We start from the raw sequence: 17,826 nt of genomic DNA on the forward strand, positions 1-17,826 counted from the left end.
GTCTCGGTGCGGGTGTTGCGCGCCGGCAACGCAGCGCCGCGTGCGCGGCGTCGACTTTCAGCCGGTCGCCAAGATGGCCGGCGCGCGACATTGCCGTGCGATGAAGTCTTCGTGCCGGGGCATGCGCTCCGCGACATCGGCGATAACCTCTTCGATGTCGCGGAGGTGGTTCGCGACCTCGGCCTCCGGGATCATGTCGACCATCGGGTCATAGTGCATGTCGAGGCCCTGTCCGATCAGCACCTGCACCCAGCTTTCCTCCCGGAACAGCTCCGCCTTTCCATGGACGAAGAAGCGCGCGGAGTCGCGAAACAGGGCGAGGCGTTCGGCGAGGCTGTCCGGCACCTCCATATGCTTCACATACCTCCAGAACGCTGTGTCCTCGCGATCCGTGACCTTGTAATGGGCGATGATGAAATCGCGGACATCGCAATATTCGAACGCGGTCTGCCGGTTATACTCGGCGATGTCCGTGGGATTGAAGGCCGTGCCGGGGAACAGCGCAACGAGGCGCAGGATGGCGGTCTGGATGAGGTGGATGCTGGTCGACTCCAGCGGCTCGAGGAACCCGCTTGCGAGCCCGATCGCGACCACGTTCCTGTCCCAGGAGCGGGCCCGCATGCCGGGGCGAAAACGGACGAGACGAGGCTCTCCGAGCGCCTTGCCGTCGAGATTGGCGAGAAGCGCAGCGGCGGCCTCGTCGTCACTCCAGTGATCGCTCGAGAACACGATACCGTTGCCGGTCCGATGCTGAAGCGGGATCCGCCACTGCCAGCCCGCCGGTCGCGCGGTCGAACGGGTATAGGGCGTCAGCACCGGCGCGCTCTCGCTCGGCACCGCGAAAGCGCGGTTGCACGGGAGCCAGTGGCCCCAGTCTTCATAGCCGACCCCCAGGATGTCGCCGATGAGGAGGCCCCGCATTCCGGAGCAATCGATGAACAGGTCGCCGGCTATTGTGCGGCCGTCCGCGAGCAGGAGCCGGCTTAAGAGGCCGCTCTCCCCGTCGCGTTCCGCCGAGAGGATATGTCCCTCGATTCGCTCGACCCCGCGCTTCTCGCTCTCCTTCCGGAGAAAGGCGGCGAAAAGGGACGCGTCGAAATGAAAGGCATAATCGATGTCCGCAAGGGGCGAACCGGTCTGCCTTGGATCGGGAGGGCAGAACCGGTTCTTGCGCGCAGCCATGCAGTTCAGCGCATAATGATCGAAATGCCTGGCCTGGCCCTTTGCCGTCATCTTCAGCCAGAGCTGATGCGGGTGCAGCCACAGCATGTCCTGGCCGATCTTGCCGAACCCGTGAATGTAGGAGGTGCCGAGGTCGCGCCAGTCGACGAACTCGATGCCCAGCTTGAACGTCGCCTGCGTCGCCTTGATCATCTCGACCTGGTCGATGCCGGCCAGCTGGAGAAAGGTGCGGATGGACGGGATCGTGGCTTCGCCGACACCGATCGTGCCGATCTCGTCCGACTCGACCAGGCGAATAACATAGTGGCGACTGAGAAGCTTGGAGAGCAGAGCGGCGGTCATCCAGCCGGCGGTGCCTCCGCCGACGATGACGATGTCCTTCAACGGCGCGTTGCGTGCCCTCGTGTTCCGCATGCGTCCTCTTCCTCGCCTTCTCTGTTGCGGACGAGGGAGGCTATCGCCCGGCGCTGCGACTGCAAAGGCTCGAAAATCGCCCGCCGCTCCCCGGGGCGCGACGGCTTTTGCCGATGCCGGCCCTATGATCGCAAGCCGTTACCGGGCGCTCGGGCGCAGTCGGCCCCGGGATCAGCGCATAAAGGATCCAGGCAGACCCGGTAGTGACTCCTCCAGCGCTGCGTCGTCCGAGGGGGAGTGACGGGGCAATCGAATGTTGATCGGTGCTCGCCGCCGTTCGGATCGGGAGCCGGACCACAGCAAGACATCGCGATATCGAACGGTCGGGATGATTGCTGGGGATCGCCTGGGGCTTGGCCTGCCGAGCAGACCGTTATCCGCTCAGGACCTCCTGATAGGTGATCGTCCCGTTGAACAGCGCGTGCGCCACCAGCTGCGAGCGACTGACCACGTCGTGGCTGGCGCGGGCCTGCTTCACATATTGATGCACCGTTTCAGGGCTGATCCCGAGGATCGTTGCGATATCGCCGTCGGACTTGCCGCGCGCGACCCAGATCAGGCACTCGCGCTCGCGATCGGAGACGTGCGGCGGCCGTTCAGGCGCCCGGTCTTGCGCGCGCGCCAGTATGCGGGCTGTCTCGAACGCATAAGCGCCGACGAGCTGCGCTGCCGCAAGCTGCTCCAGCAGGGGCGGGCGCCTGGACGCCGCGAACGTGCAGGAGCCGTTGACTTCCCCCGGAACATGGGCCGGAACGGTATAGCCGTCGCCGAGACCATAAAGCGCCGCCGTTTCCAGAAGCCGCCGGTCTCGGGACGTAAGCCGGATCATCGTCGGCAGCTGTGACCAGGCGAAACCAACGGCGGTGACCTGGCAGGCGCGATGGACCGGATCCGTCCGGACAAGCTGCTGCTCGTCGAAGTGACGCTCCCACTCGGGCGGATAATTGTGGAGCCGCATGCCCTTCGCGAGAGGGTGGCGCATGTCCACGTGCTGGATAAGCGCGAAATGGACGAAGCCCAGTTCGCGGGTGATTTGTGCGAGCAGGGCTCCGAGTTCAGCCTCGGTCCGAACTGCTCTCATTTCTTCGACGAACGCGGCGATCCTGTCGAACATCGATGCAAGCGCCACGGCCGCGTGGGGCGTCCATTCTCACCTGATCCACGAGCCGCCCTTTTGTGGCCGGCCCCGGGATCTCACTCCGTGACGCGGCCGCTTCAACCGTCCTCGACTATGTCAGCAACAATGAAGGACGGCAATTCCCCTTGATGGGGGAGGACTTCGATATCGGCCAGCAGCAATCCCGGCATCGACATCCCGCTTACGCCAAGCTCTGGAACACGCGATCGGTGACATCGTCGCGCATATTCATTGGCGGATGCAACTCCGTGTCAGCTTACGCGGAGGCAATTCCCCTGCCCGGGGGCTGATGCGTCAGCGGAGTTCCTGATCTTCTCCTGCCATGGCAGGAGAAGACTGCGTGAACGCTATCATCGATCGCGGCTCTCCCAAGCCGTGACGAATGACCGCCGGGCGAGATCTTGCCGAGGACATACCCGACTGGCGGGATCCACATAGCTACAACTTTCTGATGCGGTGCGAGCGTGTCGCTTTTGCCTGGGAATGGCTGCGCCGTGACGTGCGGTTCAGGGACGCGGCCCTGTTCGGCGGCGGCGCGCCGCCAGCCGCGGCGTCCGAGTGGGGCTTGCATGACTTCACCGATCCCAGATTGGATACGCGGTCCGCGCGGCCGGTATGGCGTGCGGAATGGCATTCGCTGGTCCTCGGAGCGCAAGCCGAGCGGGCACCCATGGGCGCCGACACGATCGACATCCGGATCCTGGGCGGGATCACGACGATCCTCAAGGACCAGGCGGGGCAGCACCTCCTCCTTTCGGACGGATTGCGCAACATCCGCCTCGACGTCACCGGCGGCGACCTGACCCGGGGGAGCGCCAGGCTCGCCTACCGGCTGAGCGGCATCGCCAGTGCCGCGGGGCCCCTGCTGGTGCTCCGCCAGGCGCTCGCGCTGTTCGGCACGCATCACTTCGCGCGCACGCTCCATCCGCCGTTCAGGCGCGCGGCACGCCAGATCCTCCTGTTGCGGGCGCATGACGCAATCCGTGCCGGTGCCGGCCAGCGCGCCATCGCGGCAAGCCTGTTCGGGCCCGACGCCGCGACGAGCGGCTGGCGCTTCGCCAATCCGTCCTTGCGGTCGCGCGTGCAGCGTCTGGTCCGAACCGCGCGCGAAGTCGCTTCGGGCGGATATGTCGATCTGCTCGGAATGCGCGATCCGTGACGGGGGGCTCGAAAATGCATGCATGTGTTTTCGAGCCTCCCCGGGCGGCGGGAACGGAACCATCCTGACCCGGAGCCGGCACGCAGCGCCGGCGCACCGGGAGCCGAAAGATGGATGATGTTGCATCGCGCGCCGAGGCAGCGCGCGAGACCTCTCCGTTCCTCACCGCCAAACAGGCCGCCTTCTACCTCGGGCTGGGCTACGGCACGCTCAAGCAGTTCCGGCAAAAGGCCACCGGGCCGAGATGCCGCAGGCACGGTCGCATCTGGCATTATCATATCGAAGATCTGGAAGCCTGGTCGGCGGCGCAAAGCTGCGGTGGCGACGGTGCTTGAGCATCCGGACCTGCCGCTCTTCCGGTGGGGCGAGAGCCTGCGGGCGGCGCGGGCAAGCCGGCGCCGATCGCGTCGGGGTCTGATGGCCATTGCGGCAGGCGTGGCCTGCCTCGGCCTGACGATCGTGGTTCCGCCGAGGCCGCTCCTGATCTGGAATGCAAGCGCGAGCGCGCCGATCGGATTGTACCTCGTGTCCAGGCGGACGCCGGAGGCACGCGGCGAGATGGCGCTGGCATGGCCGCCAGATGCGGCGAGAGAGCTCGCGGCGCGGCGAGGGTATCTGCCCGCCGGGGTTCCGCTGGTGAAGCGGGTCGCCGCGATCGAAGGCGACACGGTCTGCGCCCATGACAGGATCGTGACCGTGAACGGGGCATTCGCGGCCAGCCGCCGATCCGTTGACCGTCTCGGCCGTCCCTTGCCAGCCTGGCAGGGCTGTGTGTCGCTGGCTCGCGGCATGCTGTTCCTGCTGATCGCGGATCGTTCGGATTCCTTCGACGGCCGCTATTTCGGGGCGACCGACGCCGCGGACGTAATCGGCAAGGCGAGACCCTTGTGGCTGCGTTGAGATGGCTTGTCGCCGTCGCGTGGATGGCGGCGGCGGTCCCGACTGCCGCCTTCGGAGCACCTGATCCGGTGCTGCGCTGGCGGTCTCATGCGAGCGAGGCTTCAGCGAGGTTTGGCGTTCCGATCGACTGGATCGAGCGGGTGATCCGTGCCGAGAGCGGTGGCAGGACGACCTATAATGGACGACCGACAACCAGCAGCGCAGGCGCAATGGGGCTCATGCAGTTGATGCCGGGCACCTGGCAGGAAATGCGCTCGCGGCACGGCCTCGGCCCTGATCCGCACGACCCACGTGACAACATTCTCGCCGGCACCGCTTACCTCCGCGCGATGTATGAACGCTTTGGCTACCCGGGTGTGTTCGCCGCCTACAATGCCGGGCCGGCGCGCTTCTCCCGGCACCTCGCGACAGGACGTGCGCTCCCGGCTGAAACACGTTTCTATGTTGGCCGGATCACGGGAGGAGAGGGCTCGCAGTCTGCAGCGCGCATCCTGGAGCCCGCTCCGCCGCGGCTCTTTGCGATCAGGAGGAGCCGAACCTCAGCGCCGTTGTACGATGCGGAGCGGCCCGTTGCCTTGTTCTTCCCTGTCGGGGCTTCGGCGCATCCTTGAGCTTGCGTGCTACCGTTTCCCGCACCGTCAAGGACCGATGCGCCTTCCGCCTTCATATGCCAATCGAAGCAGCAGGCATGCGGACGATGCCAGAGGAGGCGATCGCGACAAACGGTGGCCCTGGTCACAAGCCGAAAGGAACGCGCGTTCGGCTACCTCCTCCTCAGCCCAGGCCCCGCTTGCCTGCACCTGTCGCCCAGGTGACAGCCGGAACGGCCACGGCTCGGGCGAGTTCATCCATTTTGGATCAATCGGCGCCGTGCCGAGCCGGCGAATGATGCGAGCAGGACGATGTTCATCAGCGATGATCAACTGGAGGAGGTGCGCGACTTCGTGCTTCAGGGCCGCTCCATCCCTGCGGTCATTGTCTCAGCCCTTTTGGAGCGTCTCGACGCAGCTGAGCGCTCCGCCAAGAGCGCGAGTTTAGGACTCGGAACTTCCAAAGGTGCTGCAGGTCCGCGCGCTCCAATGTTGTGCAACCAAGGCTGGTCGTCGGGCTGACGCTGTCGCGTCTTAGTCGTTCGTTAACCATAAACCGCGATCATGGTCGCTCCAGACGGGGAGCAGATCATCATGCCGTTATCGTCCTTCTCAGCCGAGCTTGGCCGCTTTACGATCTCTTGCCCGTGGATGCAGGAGGAACGAGACGAGGCGCGTCGGCAAAGGGCCCGCGAGGAGATGAAGAGACGCGTCGAGCAAGCAAGCAGGGCATGACGCCGGGCTGCATCGTCAGGGCAGATCGCGCGCGGATGGCCAGAGTGGTCATGAGCTGCCGACGTTCTGAGATCTTCGAAACGTGACCGTGCGGTCTTAAAAGGCAGAAACCGGAAACGGCCGCTGGTGGGACATTCCTGCCGTCCGAAGTGGCTGCGCGGAACGACCGCTGTTCGCAGGACCGGTCGTAGACGTTTTGCCCTGGATCGGTTGGATCGTGACGGGTTGGACGTTCAAGCTACGGTGCGCCAGCTACTAGAAATGGGCGTGCCCTGGACGTGCGCGACTCCGGCCCCCTTAGGGAAGGGTTCGGGGGAGTTAATCGTTGCCGACCTCGTCCAAATCTCTGACATGGAACGTCAATGTATCAAAAAGCGCTGCGGTGGCCGTGAAGCGGCGAAAGCTGCGCTTGAGGCAACCGGCCGCACGCGCCGTGGCAAGCCGAAGGGTAATGCGTCGCGCCTCCGCGATTGCAGGCCTTGATTGAATGCCTGGGTCGAGTGGGAACTTGAGGTTTCAGATCCGGTCAGAAAGCCTCCTGGTCACCAAGCGCGACACTCGTCAGAGGAAGATGAAGTCCGAAGTGCTGAGATCCGAAGCCTGTATCGAACTGTTCCAGGAGGGGCGGAGGAGATGGATCGAAGAGACTGCCCCGTCGGCATTCGTCACGAAGAGGTAGACGCCACCGTCCGCATCATCCACCGCCATGACGCTGCCGTTGCCTCCATTCGGATCGAATCGCGTGACACCGGACTTCTCGAGACGGATGCGATCAACGCCCGGCTCGAAATCGAGGACTGTGTCTGAGCCGCTAGCCATTTCAGGTCCCTTGAAGACGAATTGGTCGGCTCCGGAGCCGCCGAACAGAACATCCGAATCAGGCCCGCCATAAAGCCGGTCATTGCCTCTATCGCCGAACAGCGTGTCGGAGCCGCCCTCGCCAAAAAGGATGTCATGATCCCGGTCACCACGTAGAAAGTCATTTCCCCAACCGCCGGTAATTACATCATTCTGGTCGCCGCCATATAGGCTGTCATCACCAGCCCCACCGTCGATCGTATCCGCTTCGGTGTCCCCGTAAACGCGATCATTGGACTCGCCGCCGAGCAAGATGTCAGCGTCCATGCCGCCCCAGATTTCGTCTTCTCCCAGGCCACCGAAGATGTAGTCTGCACCGCTTTCCCCCATGAGAAGGTCATTTCCCTTGCCGCCGTAGATCACGTCGTCGCCTTGTTCACCAAAGACTTCGTCGGCCCCAGTGCTCTCGCCCGCCCCAAGGTCGTCGCCATAAAGCGTATCGTTTCCCGATCCTCCATAAATGAGATCTTTACCGCCGGCGCCGACGATATAGTCATTGCCATCATCGCCGCGCAAATCATTGAGGGCACCGCTGCCAATGATCTGATCGTTCCCGCTCCCGCCCAAGACCACCGACTCCTTGTAGGAAAAGCCGCCAGACCCATGCGCCGACAGGTCGATGATGTCGTCGCCACCGCCCAGATAGAAAGAATAGATCGAATTGAAACCGCCTACGCCATCAGCCACTGAGGCATTGTTGTAGGCGAGAAAGTCGTTCCCTTCGCTTCCGTAGAGATGATCATGGCCGCCGTCGCCGCGCAGTACGTCCAGCGACACGTTCATGTTCGTCCCGATCACTTGGAGATATCCGCTACCTGCTGCCAGCTTGATACCTGTGGTCCAGGTCATTGACGCGTAGAAGGCGTCGGCTGAAATCGCACTGGGAGCCGACTCGAACGGATAGAAGGTGTCAGCGCCCTTTGTGCCGTATATCTGGCCATTCACGTTGGTGTTGTAGATATGACGACCGGCCTTTCCCATAACATATCTCCCATAGAAGAACGATTGCGTCATCTTCACGCTACAACATAGATCTCGCAATCGGCTGAAAGAACAGCCAGCATCCTATTTAGGGGTAATCGATCGGATGGCGGAAGGCGCTGCAGTCGAAGGAGATGCTCCTGTCTGCGCCGGGTTCTAGCCGCAGGCGCCTCGTGTGCCGCGCTCGCCGATATCTTGCGCGACCTTGTGTTCTGCGGCCCGATCAAAGCCGAAAGGTTTCCGCGGAGCACACTCGGGAACGCGCCAGCAATGTCTCGTTAGGATTGAAGCCCGGTGAAGCTGGCGTGAGAGGCGTGGGGCAGCACGAACGTCAGGATCTCGCGCGAGGACTGACATCGTCCGACGCGTGTCAGGTATTGGCGCAAGCGGACGTTCGTATCGGATTGGGCGAACGGCAAGGTTTGGTCGGGAGCTGCCCTAAAGGGGTTCGAGGACGGCGCTCGTTCAGCCCTCACGCCGCGGTGCCCAATTCGGAGCCACCTTTCAGCGATTGTTCCTTATGAGCTTGCGGCTGAACGGATTGCCTGCTGTTCCAGCTGAACAAGCAGGATGGAAGGTTATCGGGAGCGCTTTGCAATGGCGGTTGATCCACGTGCGTTGAAGACGTTCCTGGCAGTCTGCCGTACCGGCTCGATCAGCGCGGCTGCGCGCCAGCTATGCCTTACTCAGCCCGCCGTCTCCGCAACGATGCTGCAGCTCGAACAGGGGCTGCAAACCAGATTGTTCGATCGCAAGCGCTCCGGCATCATGCTCACCTCTTCCGGTGTCGCTCTTCGAACAAGGGCAGAAGCGATGGAAGCGATACTCCAGAGCGCGGAGCGAGAGATAGCGCTGCTGAAGGACAATGTAAGCGGACCGCTCACAGTAGGAGGCACACCGGGCGCGCTCGCGAGCCTTATCCCGACCACCATCGCCCTGCTGAAGGACCGGTACCCGGCCTTTGAACTCCAGGTGCTGGAGCGTTCCGACAGACAACTTGCCGATTTGCTCAGGAGCGAACGGATCGACCTTGCCGTCGTGAGCACCGGCATTGATCCGGTCGCAGAGGATTTCATTGAGGAGACCTTCCTCAGCGACACGTTCGCATTGCTCGTCGGGCCTGCGAACGATCACCTTCCAGAGCAGCTTGCACTCGCATCCCTCGCCGATGCGCGATGGGTCCTGCCGCACGCCGAAGGCGCTTTTCGACGACAGGTCGACACTCTGTTCCTCGCGACGGGCACTCGAACGCCGGCAAATGTGATACGCTGCGATTCCCTGCTAACCACCAAAGCGCTCGTCCGACGAACCGACTACCTCACCATCTTGCCGCACGAGGTTGCGGCCGCCGAGCTCGCCTCCGGAGCTATCCGATCGATCGAGATCCTCGGATCACAGCTGGTTCGCAAGGTTGGAGTGCGGATGCTGAAGCGGAAACTCCCTTCCCCCATCCTGGAAGCTCTCTTGTCCTGCATGCGTGATGCGGCACAGCGATGACTCACAGACCGCAATGGCGATCCATAATCTGAAGTGATGCTACCCCAAAGAATCACTATTTGATCTTTGCCCCGCATCGGCGGAAAAACTCCTCTCAAGCGACGCGAGATCGCCTGCGAGAGGAAGCTGACGTGCGGACGATCATCAAGAATGCGGGACTTTTCGACGGATCGGGATCTCCGGTACGCCCGGCCACGGTGGTGGTCCGGGGCGAGCGCATCGAGCGGATCATCGAAGCCGGTGAAACGATCGACCCTGACGCAGAGGATCTGGTAATCGACGGCACCGGCAGGACTTTGATGCCGGGCATGGTCGAGGCGCACGCCCATCTTTCATGGCCATCCTCCGTGGAAAAGATCTACCACGAATTCGTGCTGCCTCCTGAGGAGATGAAGGTTGCCACGTGGCGCAACGCACGGGTGCTTCTCGACCATGGTTTCACCAGCGCATTTTCGGCCGGCGCACTCGGCGACACGCTTGAAGTCGAACTTCGCGGCGAGATTGAGGCGGGCATCACGCCGGGGCCGCGGCTTCGCGCTTCGACCATCGAACGCAGCCCGGAAGGCGCCGACGGCATCGAGACCGGCAAGAAATTGTCGATCGGCGAAGGTGTCGAAGGGATGCGCGCCTTTGTGCGGCGCTGCGCCGAGAACGGCATCGACACGGTGAAGCTGGTCATTTCCGGCGAGGATGCCCTGCTGCCGGGAAGCTCGCAGCACGTCCTCTACAGCCAGGAGGAAGTGACCGCCGCCTGCGAGGAAGCGCACGGGCGAGGCCTCCGTGTCGCGGCGCATACCCAGGCCGCCGAAGCGGTCAAGATTGCGCTCCGCGCCGGAGTCGACGTTCTCTACCATTGCTCCTACGCCGACGACGAAGCGCTCGACATGCTCGAGGCCGCCCGCGACCGGATTTTCATGGGCCCGGCGATCGGTATTATCGTCGCGACCCTTGAAGCGAGCCCGCCGCCGCACATCGACATGACGTCGATGAAGGAATCGGCCAAGCCAGTGATCAAAAATACGGCTGTGCTCATCCCAGAACTGAAGCGGCGCGGCGTTCGCGTGCTGCCCGGGGGCGATTACGGTTTTCCGTTCAATCCCAACGGCCGCAACGCACGTGACCTCGAGCACTTCGTTACCCTTTACGGCTACACCCAGGCCGAGGCACTCGTCGCGGCAACAATGCTGGGCGGCGAGATCATGGGGATGGGCGACGAGCTCGGCCAGGTAAGACCCGGCTATCTGGCCGATCTGCTGCTGGTCGACGGCGATCCGACCCAGGATGTCCGCATCCTGCAGGACAAGGATCGGCTGACGGTGATCATGAAGAACGGGCACCTGCACAAGGCGCCTGGCGGAACAGCGGCTGCCAAGGCGGCCTGACCGGAAGGTTTTACACGTGGATTATGAGGTTGCGATCATCGGCTGCGGGCCGGTGGGGGCCCTTGCGGCCAATTTCCTGGGGAAGTCAGGGGTGAAGACCCTGGTTGTCGAACGCGAGATCGATCCGCATCCACTGCCTCGGGCGGTTCATATCGATCACGAGATGAAGCGGCTGTTCCAGGCCGCAGGGCTGATCGACGCCGTCGCCGGCGACATGCGCGAGACAGACGGTCACCTTCACCTCGGCGCCGACCACGGCGTCATCCGCTACTTGGGCACGGTCGGGCAGGAGCGCCCGTTCGGGTGGGCGAACGACTACTTCTTCTACCAGCCGGAGCTCGAGGCGCATTTGCGAACGGCGCTGGCCGCATATCCGAACGTTACGCTCGCGCTTGGCGCCGATTTCGAGAGCCTGACGCAGGATGATGAGGGTGTCACCCTCCGCTTTCGCGGCGAAGACACCGCCGATGTCCGGGTCGGCTGGGCGGTCGGTTGCGACGGCGCCCGAAGTGCGGTGCGCAAGCAATTGGGGGTCGCGCTCGACGATCTCGGCTTCGAGGAGCCATGGCTTGTGGTCGATTGCGAAGTCGACGGGCCGATTGCCTTCCCGGACGTCCACGGCGTGCCCGAAGGTGCCGACCTCCAGCGCCTGTCGGTGATGCTATGCGATCCTGCTCGCCCGGCGACTATCGTACCGGGCCGCGGCAACCATCGCCGGTGGGAGTTCATGCTGCTGCCGGGTGAGGACGATGCGGCGATGATGGCGCCCACGAAGGTGGCCGAGCTGGTTGGTCCCTATCTCGCCGACGTGCCGCACCGAATCATCCGCGCGGCCACCTACCGCTTCCATGGTCTAATCGCCGAGCGCTGGCAGGTCGGCCGGGTCTTTCTGGCCGGCGACGCCGCCCACCAGACCCCGCCCTTCTTCGGCCAGGGCATGTGCCACGGCTTCCGCGACGTTGCGAACCTCGCCTGGAAGCTCGAGCTGGTGCTTGACGGCCGCGCCGGACCGAGCCTGCTCGACACCTACCAGCCCGAGCGCGATCCGCATGTCCGCGCTGTGATCAGCTCTGCTGTTGAGGCCGGTCGCTACATCTGCATGCTCGACCCGCGGGACGCCGCCGCCCGCGACGCCGGCATGCGCGCACGGGCGCGCACCGCTGCGCCGTCTACCGCGGCCGATCTCATCCCGCCGATCCGCGGCGGCATCGTCGCCGCAGGAACGAGCGGAGCCGGCGAGCGCTTCATCCAGCCACTGGTTCGCGACTGTGGCGGCACCCGCCTGCTGGACGATTGCACCGGCGGCGGCTGGCGGCTGTTCGTACGAAGGCGCGAGGTCCACGCGGCAAACGATGCCCTGAAGCACGCCCCAGAGCTCAACATCACGCTTATCGACGTTGACGCGCTCGGCGACGCTCTCTCGCGCTGGCTCGATCGACACGGCGTCGACGCGGTGCTCGTCCGCCCCGATTTCTACGTCTTCGGAACGGCGACGACCGACGTCGGCGCGTTGATCGCAGAGATTGCCGGTCGTCTCGGGCTCAAGGCGCCCATCTCCGCGGAGGCTGAACCGTGCCACTGAGCCTCTCGCAGGCGCAGGCGATGCTGGCCGGCGCGCTGGCCGAAGCGAACGGGCGCGATGCGAGGCCGCTCGGCATCATCGTCCTTGACGCCGGCGGGCACCCCGTTGCTTACGCACGGCAGGACGGTGCGAGCCTGTTCCGCTTCGATATCGCCCGCGCCAAGGCGATGGGCGCGCTCGGCATGGGTGCCGACACACGCGACATCGCCGCCCGCGCCGCCGCGAACCCCGCCTTCTTCACCAGTGTCGCGATCGCCACCGGCGGTGCGCTCGCGTTGTCGCCGGGCGGGCTGCTCGTCCGTGACCGCGGCGGCGACCTGTTCGGCGCAATCGGCATCAGCGGCGACACGCCCGATGTCGACGAAGCCTGCGCGCGCGCAGGCATCGACGCCGCCGGCCTCAGCCATTCCGGAGGGACGCCATGAAATTGCGCAGTATCGAGCTCGTCGTACCGCGGGCTGCCGAGGCCGCCGCGTTCCTCACCGACATCTGGGGCATGGCGCCGGCGGAGGTGCAGGGCGCGACACACTACCTGCGCGGCTCCGGTGCTCATCCCTATCTCATTGCCATCGAGGAAGGCGCCGACGAACATGTCCGCAGTACCACCTTTGTCTGCAGCCGGGATGCACTGGGGGCGTTGCGCCAGCGGGTGGAGAACTCGGGCCTCGCCTGGACTCCGACGGTTTCCACAGACCCTGGCGGCGGCGACGGTCTGATCGTCGAGCTGCCCGAAGGCGAGCTGTTCCGGTTTCTGGTCGGTACGACCGAGGTCGCGCCGATCGAGGGTCGGGACCTGCCGGTCAAGCTCACCCATGTCGTGCTCAACGCCGCCGACGCCGAAGCGAGTGCGAGAGTAGCGGAAGACGTGCTCGGCTTCCGCGTTTCGGACCGCACCAAGGGCATGGTGTTCGTGCGCTGCAACGAAAGCCATCATTCGACGGCCTTCGCCCGCGCCGGCTTCAGCTCCCTGAACCACATCGCGTTCGAGATGGCGGATATGGACGCGGTGATGCGCGGTATCGGCCGCCTTCGCGACCACGAGCTCGTTCCTGCCTGGGGGCCTGGCCGCCACGGTCCGGGCGCCAATGTCTTTGCCTATTTCATCGCGCCCTTCGGCGCGGTCGTCGAATTTTCGACCGCCGTTGAAAAGGTCGGCGAGGATTACCGGGCAGGGGGTCCGGAGGACTGGACCTGGCCCGAGGGCCGCATCGACCAGTGGGGCATTTCCAACAAGGATGTCGATGCCCTGCGCGCCGCCGAGCAGCGGTTCCGCTTTCGCCGCGACTGGCATCGGGCAGGCACCGAAACGAGGATATTGCGATGAAATATGCAAGCTTCCGCCGCGCCGACGGCCGCTCCGCTTACGGCCGGGTCGAGGGCGATGCGATTGTCGAGCTCGGCAATGGGACGGATGCCCCGGCCGACCTCAAGGCCGCGCTCGGGGCGGGGGCGCTGGGGACTTTGCCGGACGGCCCGCGCCACACGTTCGCCGAGATCACTCTGCTGCCGGTCATCCCCAATCCCGGCAAGATCCTGTGCGTCGGCCATAATTACGAGACCCACCGGCAGGAGACCGGCCGCGCCAAGGTCGATCATCCCTCGATCTTTACCCGCTTCGCCGACACGCTCGTCGGGCACGGCGAGCCGATCCTCCGCCCCAAGGTATCGACCAATCTTGATTATGAGGCGGAACTCGCCGTCGTCATCGGGCGCGGCGGCCGCGCCATCGCCGAGGGCGAGGCCTTCGACCACATTGCCGGTTTTGCATGCTTCAACGACGCGTCGGTGCGCGACTGGCAATGGCATACGAGCCAGTTCACCCCGGGGAAGAACTTTCCCGGTACCGGCGGCTTCGGCCCCTGGCTGGTCACGCCCGACGAAGCCGGCACTCTGTCGGAGCTGCGGGTAATCAGCCGCCTCAACGGCATGGTCATGCAGGATCAGCCGATCGGCGACATGATCTTCCCGATCGCGAGAATCATCGCCTACGTCTCGGCCTTCACCGTTCTGGAGGTTGGCGACGTGATCGCCACCGGTACGCCCGGCGGCGTCGGCGCCAAGCGCACCCCGCCGCTGTGGATGAAGGCGGGCGATGCGATCGAGATCGACATCGGCCCCGTGGGGATCCTGAGGAACAGGATCGTCGACGAGCCCTGACGATCGCAAAACCCAACGACAAAGTACACAAAGGAGGGAGAGGGACTATGAGACTGAGGCAAATCGCTGCGGCGCTCGCGACCGCAAGCAGCTTCGCCCTTGCCGCGCCGGCCTTCGCGCAGGATGAACCGGAGACCGGCACCGCCGCCGAGGCCGGCGCACCGATTGAGACCGCGTCCGCTCCCGCGTCGGGCGACGAAGGCGAGATCTTCGTTACCGCACAGCGACGGCAGGAGCGGGTTACGGACGTTCCGATCTCAATCACCGTTGCCGACGCAGCGCAGCTCGAGCGTCAGCAGGTCAACAACATCAACGATCTCAACCGCGTCGCGCCCAGCCTCGAAATCCAGTCGGCGCCGGGCCAGAATACTGGCGGCGGCGGTGCGATCCGCGGGGTCGGAACCCAGACCTTTTCCGTCGGCGCAGTCGCATCAGTGGGCGTCGTCGTCGATCAGGTCAGCCAGGGCAACGCTAACGCGTCCGACTTGTTCGACATTGCGCGCGTCGAAGTGTTGAAGGGGCCGCAGGGCACTTTGTTCGGCCTCACCACCTCCGCCGGCGTCATCAATATCACGACCAACGCGCCCGATCCGAACCAGTTCAGCGCCCGGGTTCGCACTGAGCTTTCCGACGCCGGCACTGCGGGATCGAAATTCGGGCAGCAGATCCTACAGGGCGTCGTCAACATCCCGGTGAGCGGGGACAGCGCGCTGCGTATTTCCGGGCTGGTCAATCGTCGTCAGGGCCCCAATCAGAATGCGCTGACCGGAGAGCGGAACGATATCGATCGCTATGCGGCTCGCGCCCGCTTCCTGTGGACACCGAGCGCAGACGTGACCGTCAATCTCATCGGCGATTATTCGCGCGGCCGGACCGAGAATGGCGGCGACTTCTTCACCTTCGTCAAGGCCGGAGGGCCTGGGCCGTTCTTCGGAGGAGCAGGCTTCGACCCGATCGGCATCACCGCGCGGCTTGCGAGCTGCGGCGTCACCGCGGAGGTCGGTAATCGTCGTTATTGCAGTGCCGACGACTTTCGCGGCAAGACCCGGAATTTCGGGGGCTCGCTGCAGCTGGATTATGCTGCCGAGCCTTTCACGTTGACGTCGATCACCGCCTACCGGCAGAATAACGAGCGCGGTTTCGGCGCCGCGACCAACGTCTTCCGCGGCGATCCGCTTGAGCTTGAAGTCCGCAACGGCGAGGTCCACCGCGATCTCAAGCTCTTCACCCAGGAATTCCGGGTGACCTCCTCCGGCGGCGGACCCATCGAATATACACTCGGGGCGTTCTTCTCGCACCAGCGCGAGCAGCGGGATCCGGAGTCGCTGAGCGTTACCCTGCGGCCCGCGCCCGGTGTGGCAATCCCGATCGTCCGCTCGCTCGGCTTTTCGGCTGACATCGTCGATGAATCGCTTGCCGGCTTCGGCCAGGCGACGTGGCACGTCGCCGATGCCTTCCGGTTGATCGCAGGCGCGCGATACACCAGCGAGAAGCTGGAGCTCGACAGCGTCAATCTCGATCTTCCCGCCAGTCCGAACAGCGGCGCCAGCCTGAGCAGCGGGGTCTTCTCCTACAAGCTCGGTGCGCAATATGATCTCGGGCCTCGGACGATGGCCTATGGCTTCGTCGCGCGCGGCTACAAAGGCGGACAGATCGCGACGCCGGCGGCGCCTGCGCTGCCTTATGTCGTCCTGCCGGAGATACCGACCAGCTACGAGGGAGGGGTAAAAACCACCTTGTTCCGCAACTGGGTCGCCGATTTCAGCGTCTTCTATCAGAAGATCCAGGATTTCCAGGCGCAGCAATGCACGGTCGACAGCGCCACTGCCGTTATCTCTTGCGTCCAGACCAATATCGACGGGGTCAAATCGCGCGGAGCCGAACTCAGCTTCTTCGGCAAGCTTTTCGAGGGACTGTCGCTGAACACAGGCTTCATCTACACCAAGGTCACCTATCCGAAAGGATTCATCGGCACCGACGGGGCCGACATCGGCGGCTCCCAGCTGGCCTACGCGCCGCGTTACAAGTTCACTTTGTCCGGCGAATATGAAACGCCGGTGAGCGAGAATTTCGCAGGCTTCATCGGTGCCGATGCGGTCTGGAAATCGCGGCTCCGTTACGAGGCGAACGCACTCGAGGAGACGACGTTCAAGCCGCATTGGCTGGTCGGCGGCCGTGTCGGAATCCGTACCGCCGACGACCGCTTTTCGGTCGCGCTGTTCGTTCGCAACCTGTTCGACGTTCACGAACCATCGCTTTTCCAGAGCAGCTTCCCCTACAACGGTGCGGAGAATATCGGCGCGATCTACGGGCCGCAGTCCTTCCGGCAGGTCGGGCTCAGCCTCGACGCGAGTTTCTGATGTCGCCGCGCCGAGAGGAGGGCAGCCTGTGATGCAGGACGAGCGCACGCGCGCGGCGATCGGTGCCATGGGAACGAAGCTCGGGCCAGGCGTCCTCGCCGAGGTGCAGGCGCTCTACGCCGACGAGCAGCGCGCGCTGGCGGCGGTCGAGCCGGCCGCCGATCTCCCTTACGGCGCCCATAGCCTCCAGCGGCTCGATCTTTACCCAGCGCGGGGCGAAGGTCTGCGGCCGATACTGGTCTGGGTCCATGGCGGCGGTTTCCTGCGCGGCGAGAAATCGGCGCCCGATCATCCGTTCAATGCGCATGTCGGTCAGCTCGCGGCGCGCGCCGGCTTCCTCGGTGCGGTGATCGACTACCGGCTCGCGCCGGCCTCCGGCTGGCCGAGCGGCGGTGAGGACGTGGCCGGCGCGGTCGAGTGGCTCAAGGTCCATGCAGCCGAACATGGCGGCGACCCGCAGCGGATCGTCCTTGCCGGAACCTCTGCGGGTTCGGTGCACATTGCGACCTGGCTGATGCAAGGGGCGGACCCGGCGGTGCGCGGCGCGGTCCTGCTCTCGGGTCTGTACGGACTGACGCCGCTCGAGGAGCGGGACACGCTCTATTACGGCGATCCGGCGCTATATTCCGAGCGGATGCCGCTGGACGCCCTGGTCGCGACAACACTTCCCTTGTTCGTCGCCTGCGCCGAATTCGATCCGCCGCGCTTCCAGGCGGAGACGCTTGGGCTGCTCCAGCAGCGGCTTGCGCGGCACGGCGGCCTCCCACGTGCCACCATCGTCACCGGCCACAATCATTATTCGCTCGCTTGCCATCTCGGCTCGGCGGACACCCGCCTGACCGACGAGATCATCGCTTTCGCCCGCGCACACACCGCGGCCTGACTGGAGAC

The 17,826-nt window shown here is 64.5% G+C and carries 16 protein-coding genes; 13 read left to right on the forward strand and 3 right to left on the reverse strand.

What is annotated here, in order from left to right; translation table 11 throughout:
- Window positions 1-57: 57 nt before the first annotated feature.
- Complete coding sequence (locus tag ETR14_RS17390) at window positions 58-1,596, reverse strand: tryptophan halogenase family protein (protein ID WP_129386707.1); 1,539 nt, start codon at window positions 1,594-1,596, stop codon at window positions 58-60.
- A gap of 373 nt (window positions 1,597-1,969) precedes the next feature.
- Window positions 1,970-2,677, reverse strand: a complete 708-nt coding sequence (locus tag ETR14_RS17395; protein WP_165356501.1) for a LuxR family transcriptional regulator — start codon at window positions 2,675-2,677, stop codon at window positions 1,970-1,972.
- Between the two features lie 439 nt (window positions 2,678-3,116).
- Between ETR14_RS17395 and ETR14_RS17400 the strand changes: the two genes are divergently transcribed.
- The 5 genes from ETR14_RS17400 to ETR14_RS17420 all read left to right on the forward strand — a co-directional run bounded on the left by ETR14_RS17400 (window position 3,117) and on the right by ETR14_RS17420 (window position 5,905).
- Window positions 3,117-3,893 carry a DNA -binding domain-containing protein gene (locus ETR14_RS17400; protein WP_129386714.1) on the forward strand — a complete coding sequence of 259 codons (777 nt, stop codon included), beginning with the start codon at window positions 3,117-3,119 and terminating at the stop codon, window positions 3,891-3,893.
- Between the two features lie 110 nt (window positions 3,894-4,003).
- A complete protein-coding gene (locus ETR14_RS17405) occupies window positions 4,004-4,228 on the forward strand; it encodes an AlpA family transcriptional regulator (RefSeq protein WP_129386717.1) in 225 nt (74 codons plus the stop codon).
- A gap of 82 nt (window positions 4,229-4,310) precedes the next feature.
- Window positions 4,311-4,793 (forward strand): conjugative transfer signal peptidase TraF, encoded by a 483-nt coding sequence (gene traF / locus ETR14_RS17410; protein ID WP_129392052.1) that lies wholly within the window; start codon window positions 4,311-4,313, stop codon window positions 4,791-4,793.
- A 23-nt stretch (window positions 4,794-4,816) separates the two neighbouring features.
- Entirely contained in the window at window positions 4,817-5,404 is a 588-nt protein-coding gene (locus ETR14_RS17415; RefSeq protein WP_129386720.1) for a lytic transglycosylase domain-containing protein, read from the forward strand.
- A gap of 291 nt (window positions 5,405-5,695) precedes the next feature.
- Window positions 5,696-5,905 carry a hypothetical protein gene (locus tag ETR14_RS17420; RefSeq protein ID WP_129386722.1) on the forward strand — a complete coding sequence of 70 codons (210 nt, stop codon included), beginning with the start codon at window positions 5,696-5,698 and terminating at the stop codon, window positions 5,903-5,905.
- Between the two features lie 774 nt (window positions 5,906-6,679).
- Here the strand turns inward: ETR14_RS17420 and ETR14_RS29665 are convergent.
- Entirely contained in the window at window positions 6,680-7,957 is a 1,278-nt protein-coding gene (locus ETR14_RS29665; protein WP_165356502.1) for a calcium-binding protein, read from the reverse strand.
- A 597-nt stretch (window positions 7,958-8,554) separates the two neighbouring features.
- Between ETR14_RS29665 and ETR14_RS17430 the strand changes: the two genes are divergently transcribed.
- The 8 genes from ETR14_RS17430 (at window position 8,555) to ETR14_RS17465 (ending at window position 17,818) form a co-directional block, all read left to right on the forward strand.
- Complete coding sequence (locus ETR14_RS17430) at window positions 8,555-9,454, forward strand: LysR family transcriptional regulator (RefSeq protein ID WP_129386728.1); 900 nt, start codon at window positions 8,555-8,557, stop codon at window positions 9,452-9,454.
- Window positions 9,455-9,585: 131 nt separating this feature from the next.
- The gene (locus tag ETR14_RS17435) at window positions 9,586-10,836 is read left to right on the forward strand and encodes an amidohydrolase family protein (protein WP_129386731.1); all 1,251 of its coding nucleotides are present in this window, start codon (window positions 9,586-9,588) and stop codon (window positions 10,834-10,836) included.
- Window positions 10,837-10,852: 16 nt separating this feature from the next.
- Entirely contained in the window at window positions 10,853-12,418 is a 1,566-nt protein-coding gene (locus tag ETR14_RS17440) for a bifunctional 3-(3-hydroxy-phenyl)propionate/3-hydroxycinnamic acid hydroxylase (RefSeq protein WP_129386734.1), read from the forward strand.
- Entirely contained in the window at window positions 12,409-12,843 is a 435-nt protein-coding gene (locus ETR14_RS17445; protein ID WP_129386737.1) for a heme-binding protein, read from the forward strand. The genes ETR14_RS17440 and ETR14_RS17445 overlap by 10 nt, the downstream gene beginning before the upstream one ends.
- Window positions 12,840-13,742, forward strand: coding sequence for a VOC family protein (locus ETR14_RS17450; RefSeq protein ID WP_129386740.1), 903 nt, complete (start codon window positions 12,840-12,842; stop codon window positions 13,740-13,742). The genes ETR14_RS17445 and ETR14_RS17450 overlap by 4 nt, the downstream gene beginning before the upstream one ends.
- Window positions 13,739-14,575: a fumarylacetoacetate hydrolase family protein gene (locus tag ETR14_RS17455; protein WP_129386744.1), complete on the forward strand. Its 837-nt coding sequence runs from the start codon at window positions 13,739-13,741 to the stop codon at window positions 14,573-14,575. Before ETR14_RS17450 ends, ETR14_RS17455 begins: the two co-directional genes overlap by 4 nt.
- Before the next feature lie 47 nt (window positions 14,576-14,622).
- Entirely contained in the window at window positions 14,623-16,935 is a 2,313-nt protein-coding gene (locus ETR14_RS17460; RefSeq protein ID WP_129386747.1) for a TonB-dependent receptor, read from the forward strand.
- Between the two features lie 31 nt (window positions 16,936-16,966).
- Window positions 16,967-17,818: an alpha/beta hydrolase gene (locus ETR14_RS17465; protein ID WP_129386750.1), complete on the forward strand. Its 852-nt coding sequence runs from the start codon at window positions 16,967-16,969 to the stop codon at window positions 17,816-17,818.
- Window positions 17,819-17,826: the final 8 nt, after the last annotated feature.

Source organism: Sphingosinicella sp. BN140058, assembly GCF_004135585.1.
In the GTDB taxonomy this organism is placed as follows: domain Bacteria; phylum Pseudomonadota; class Alphaproteobacteria; order Sphingomonadales; family Sphingomonadaceae; genus Allosphingosinicella.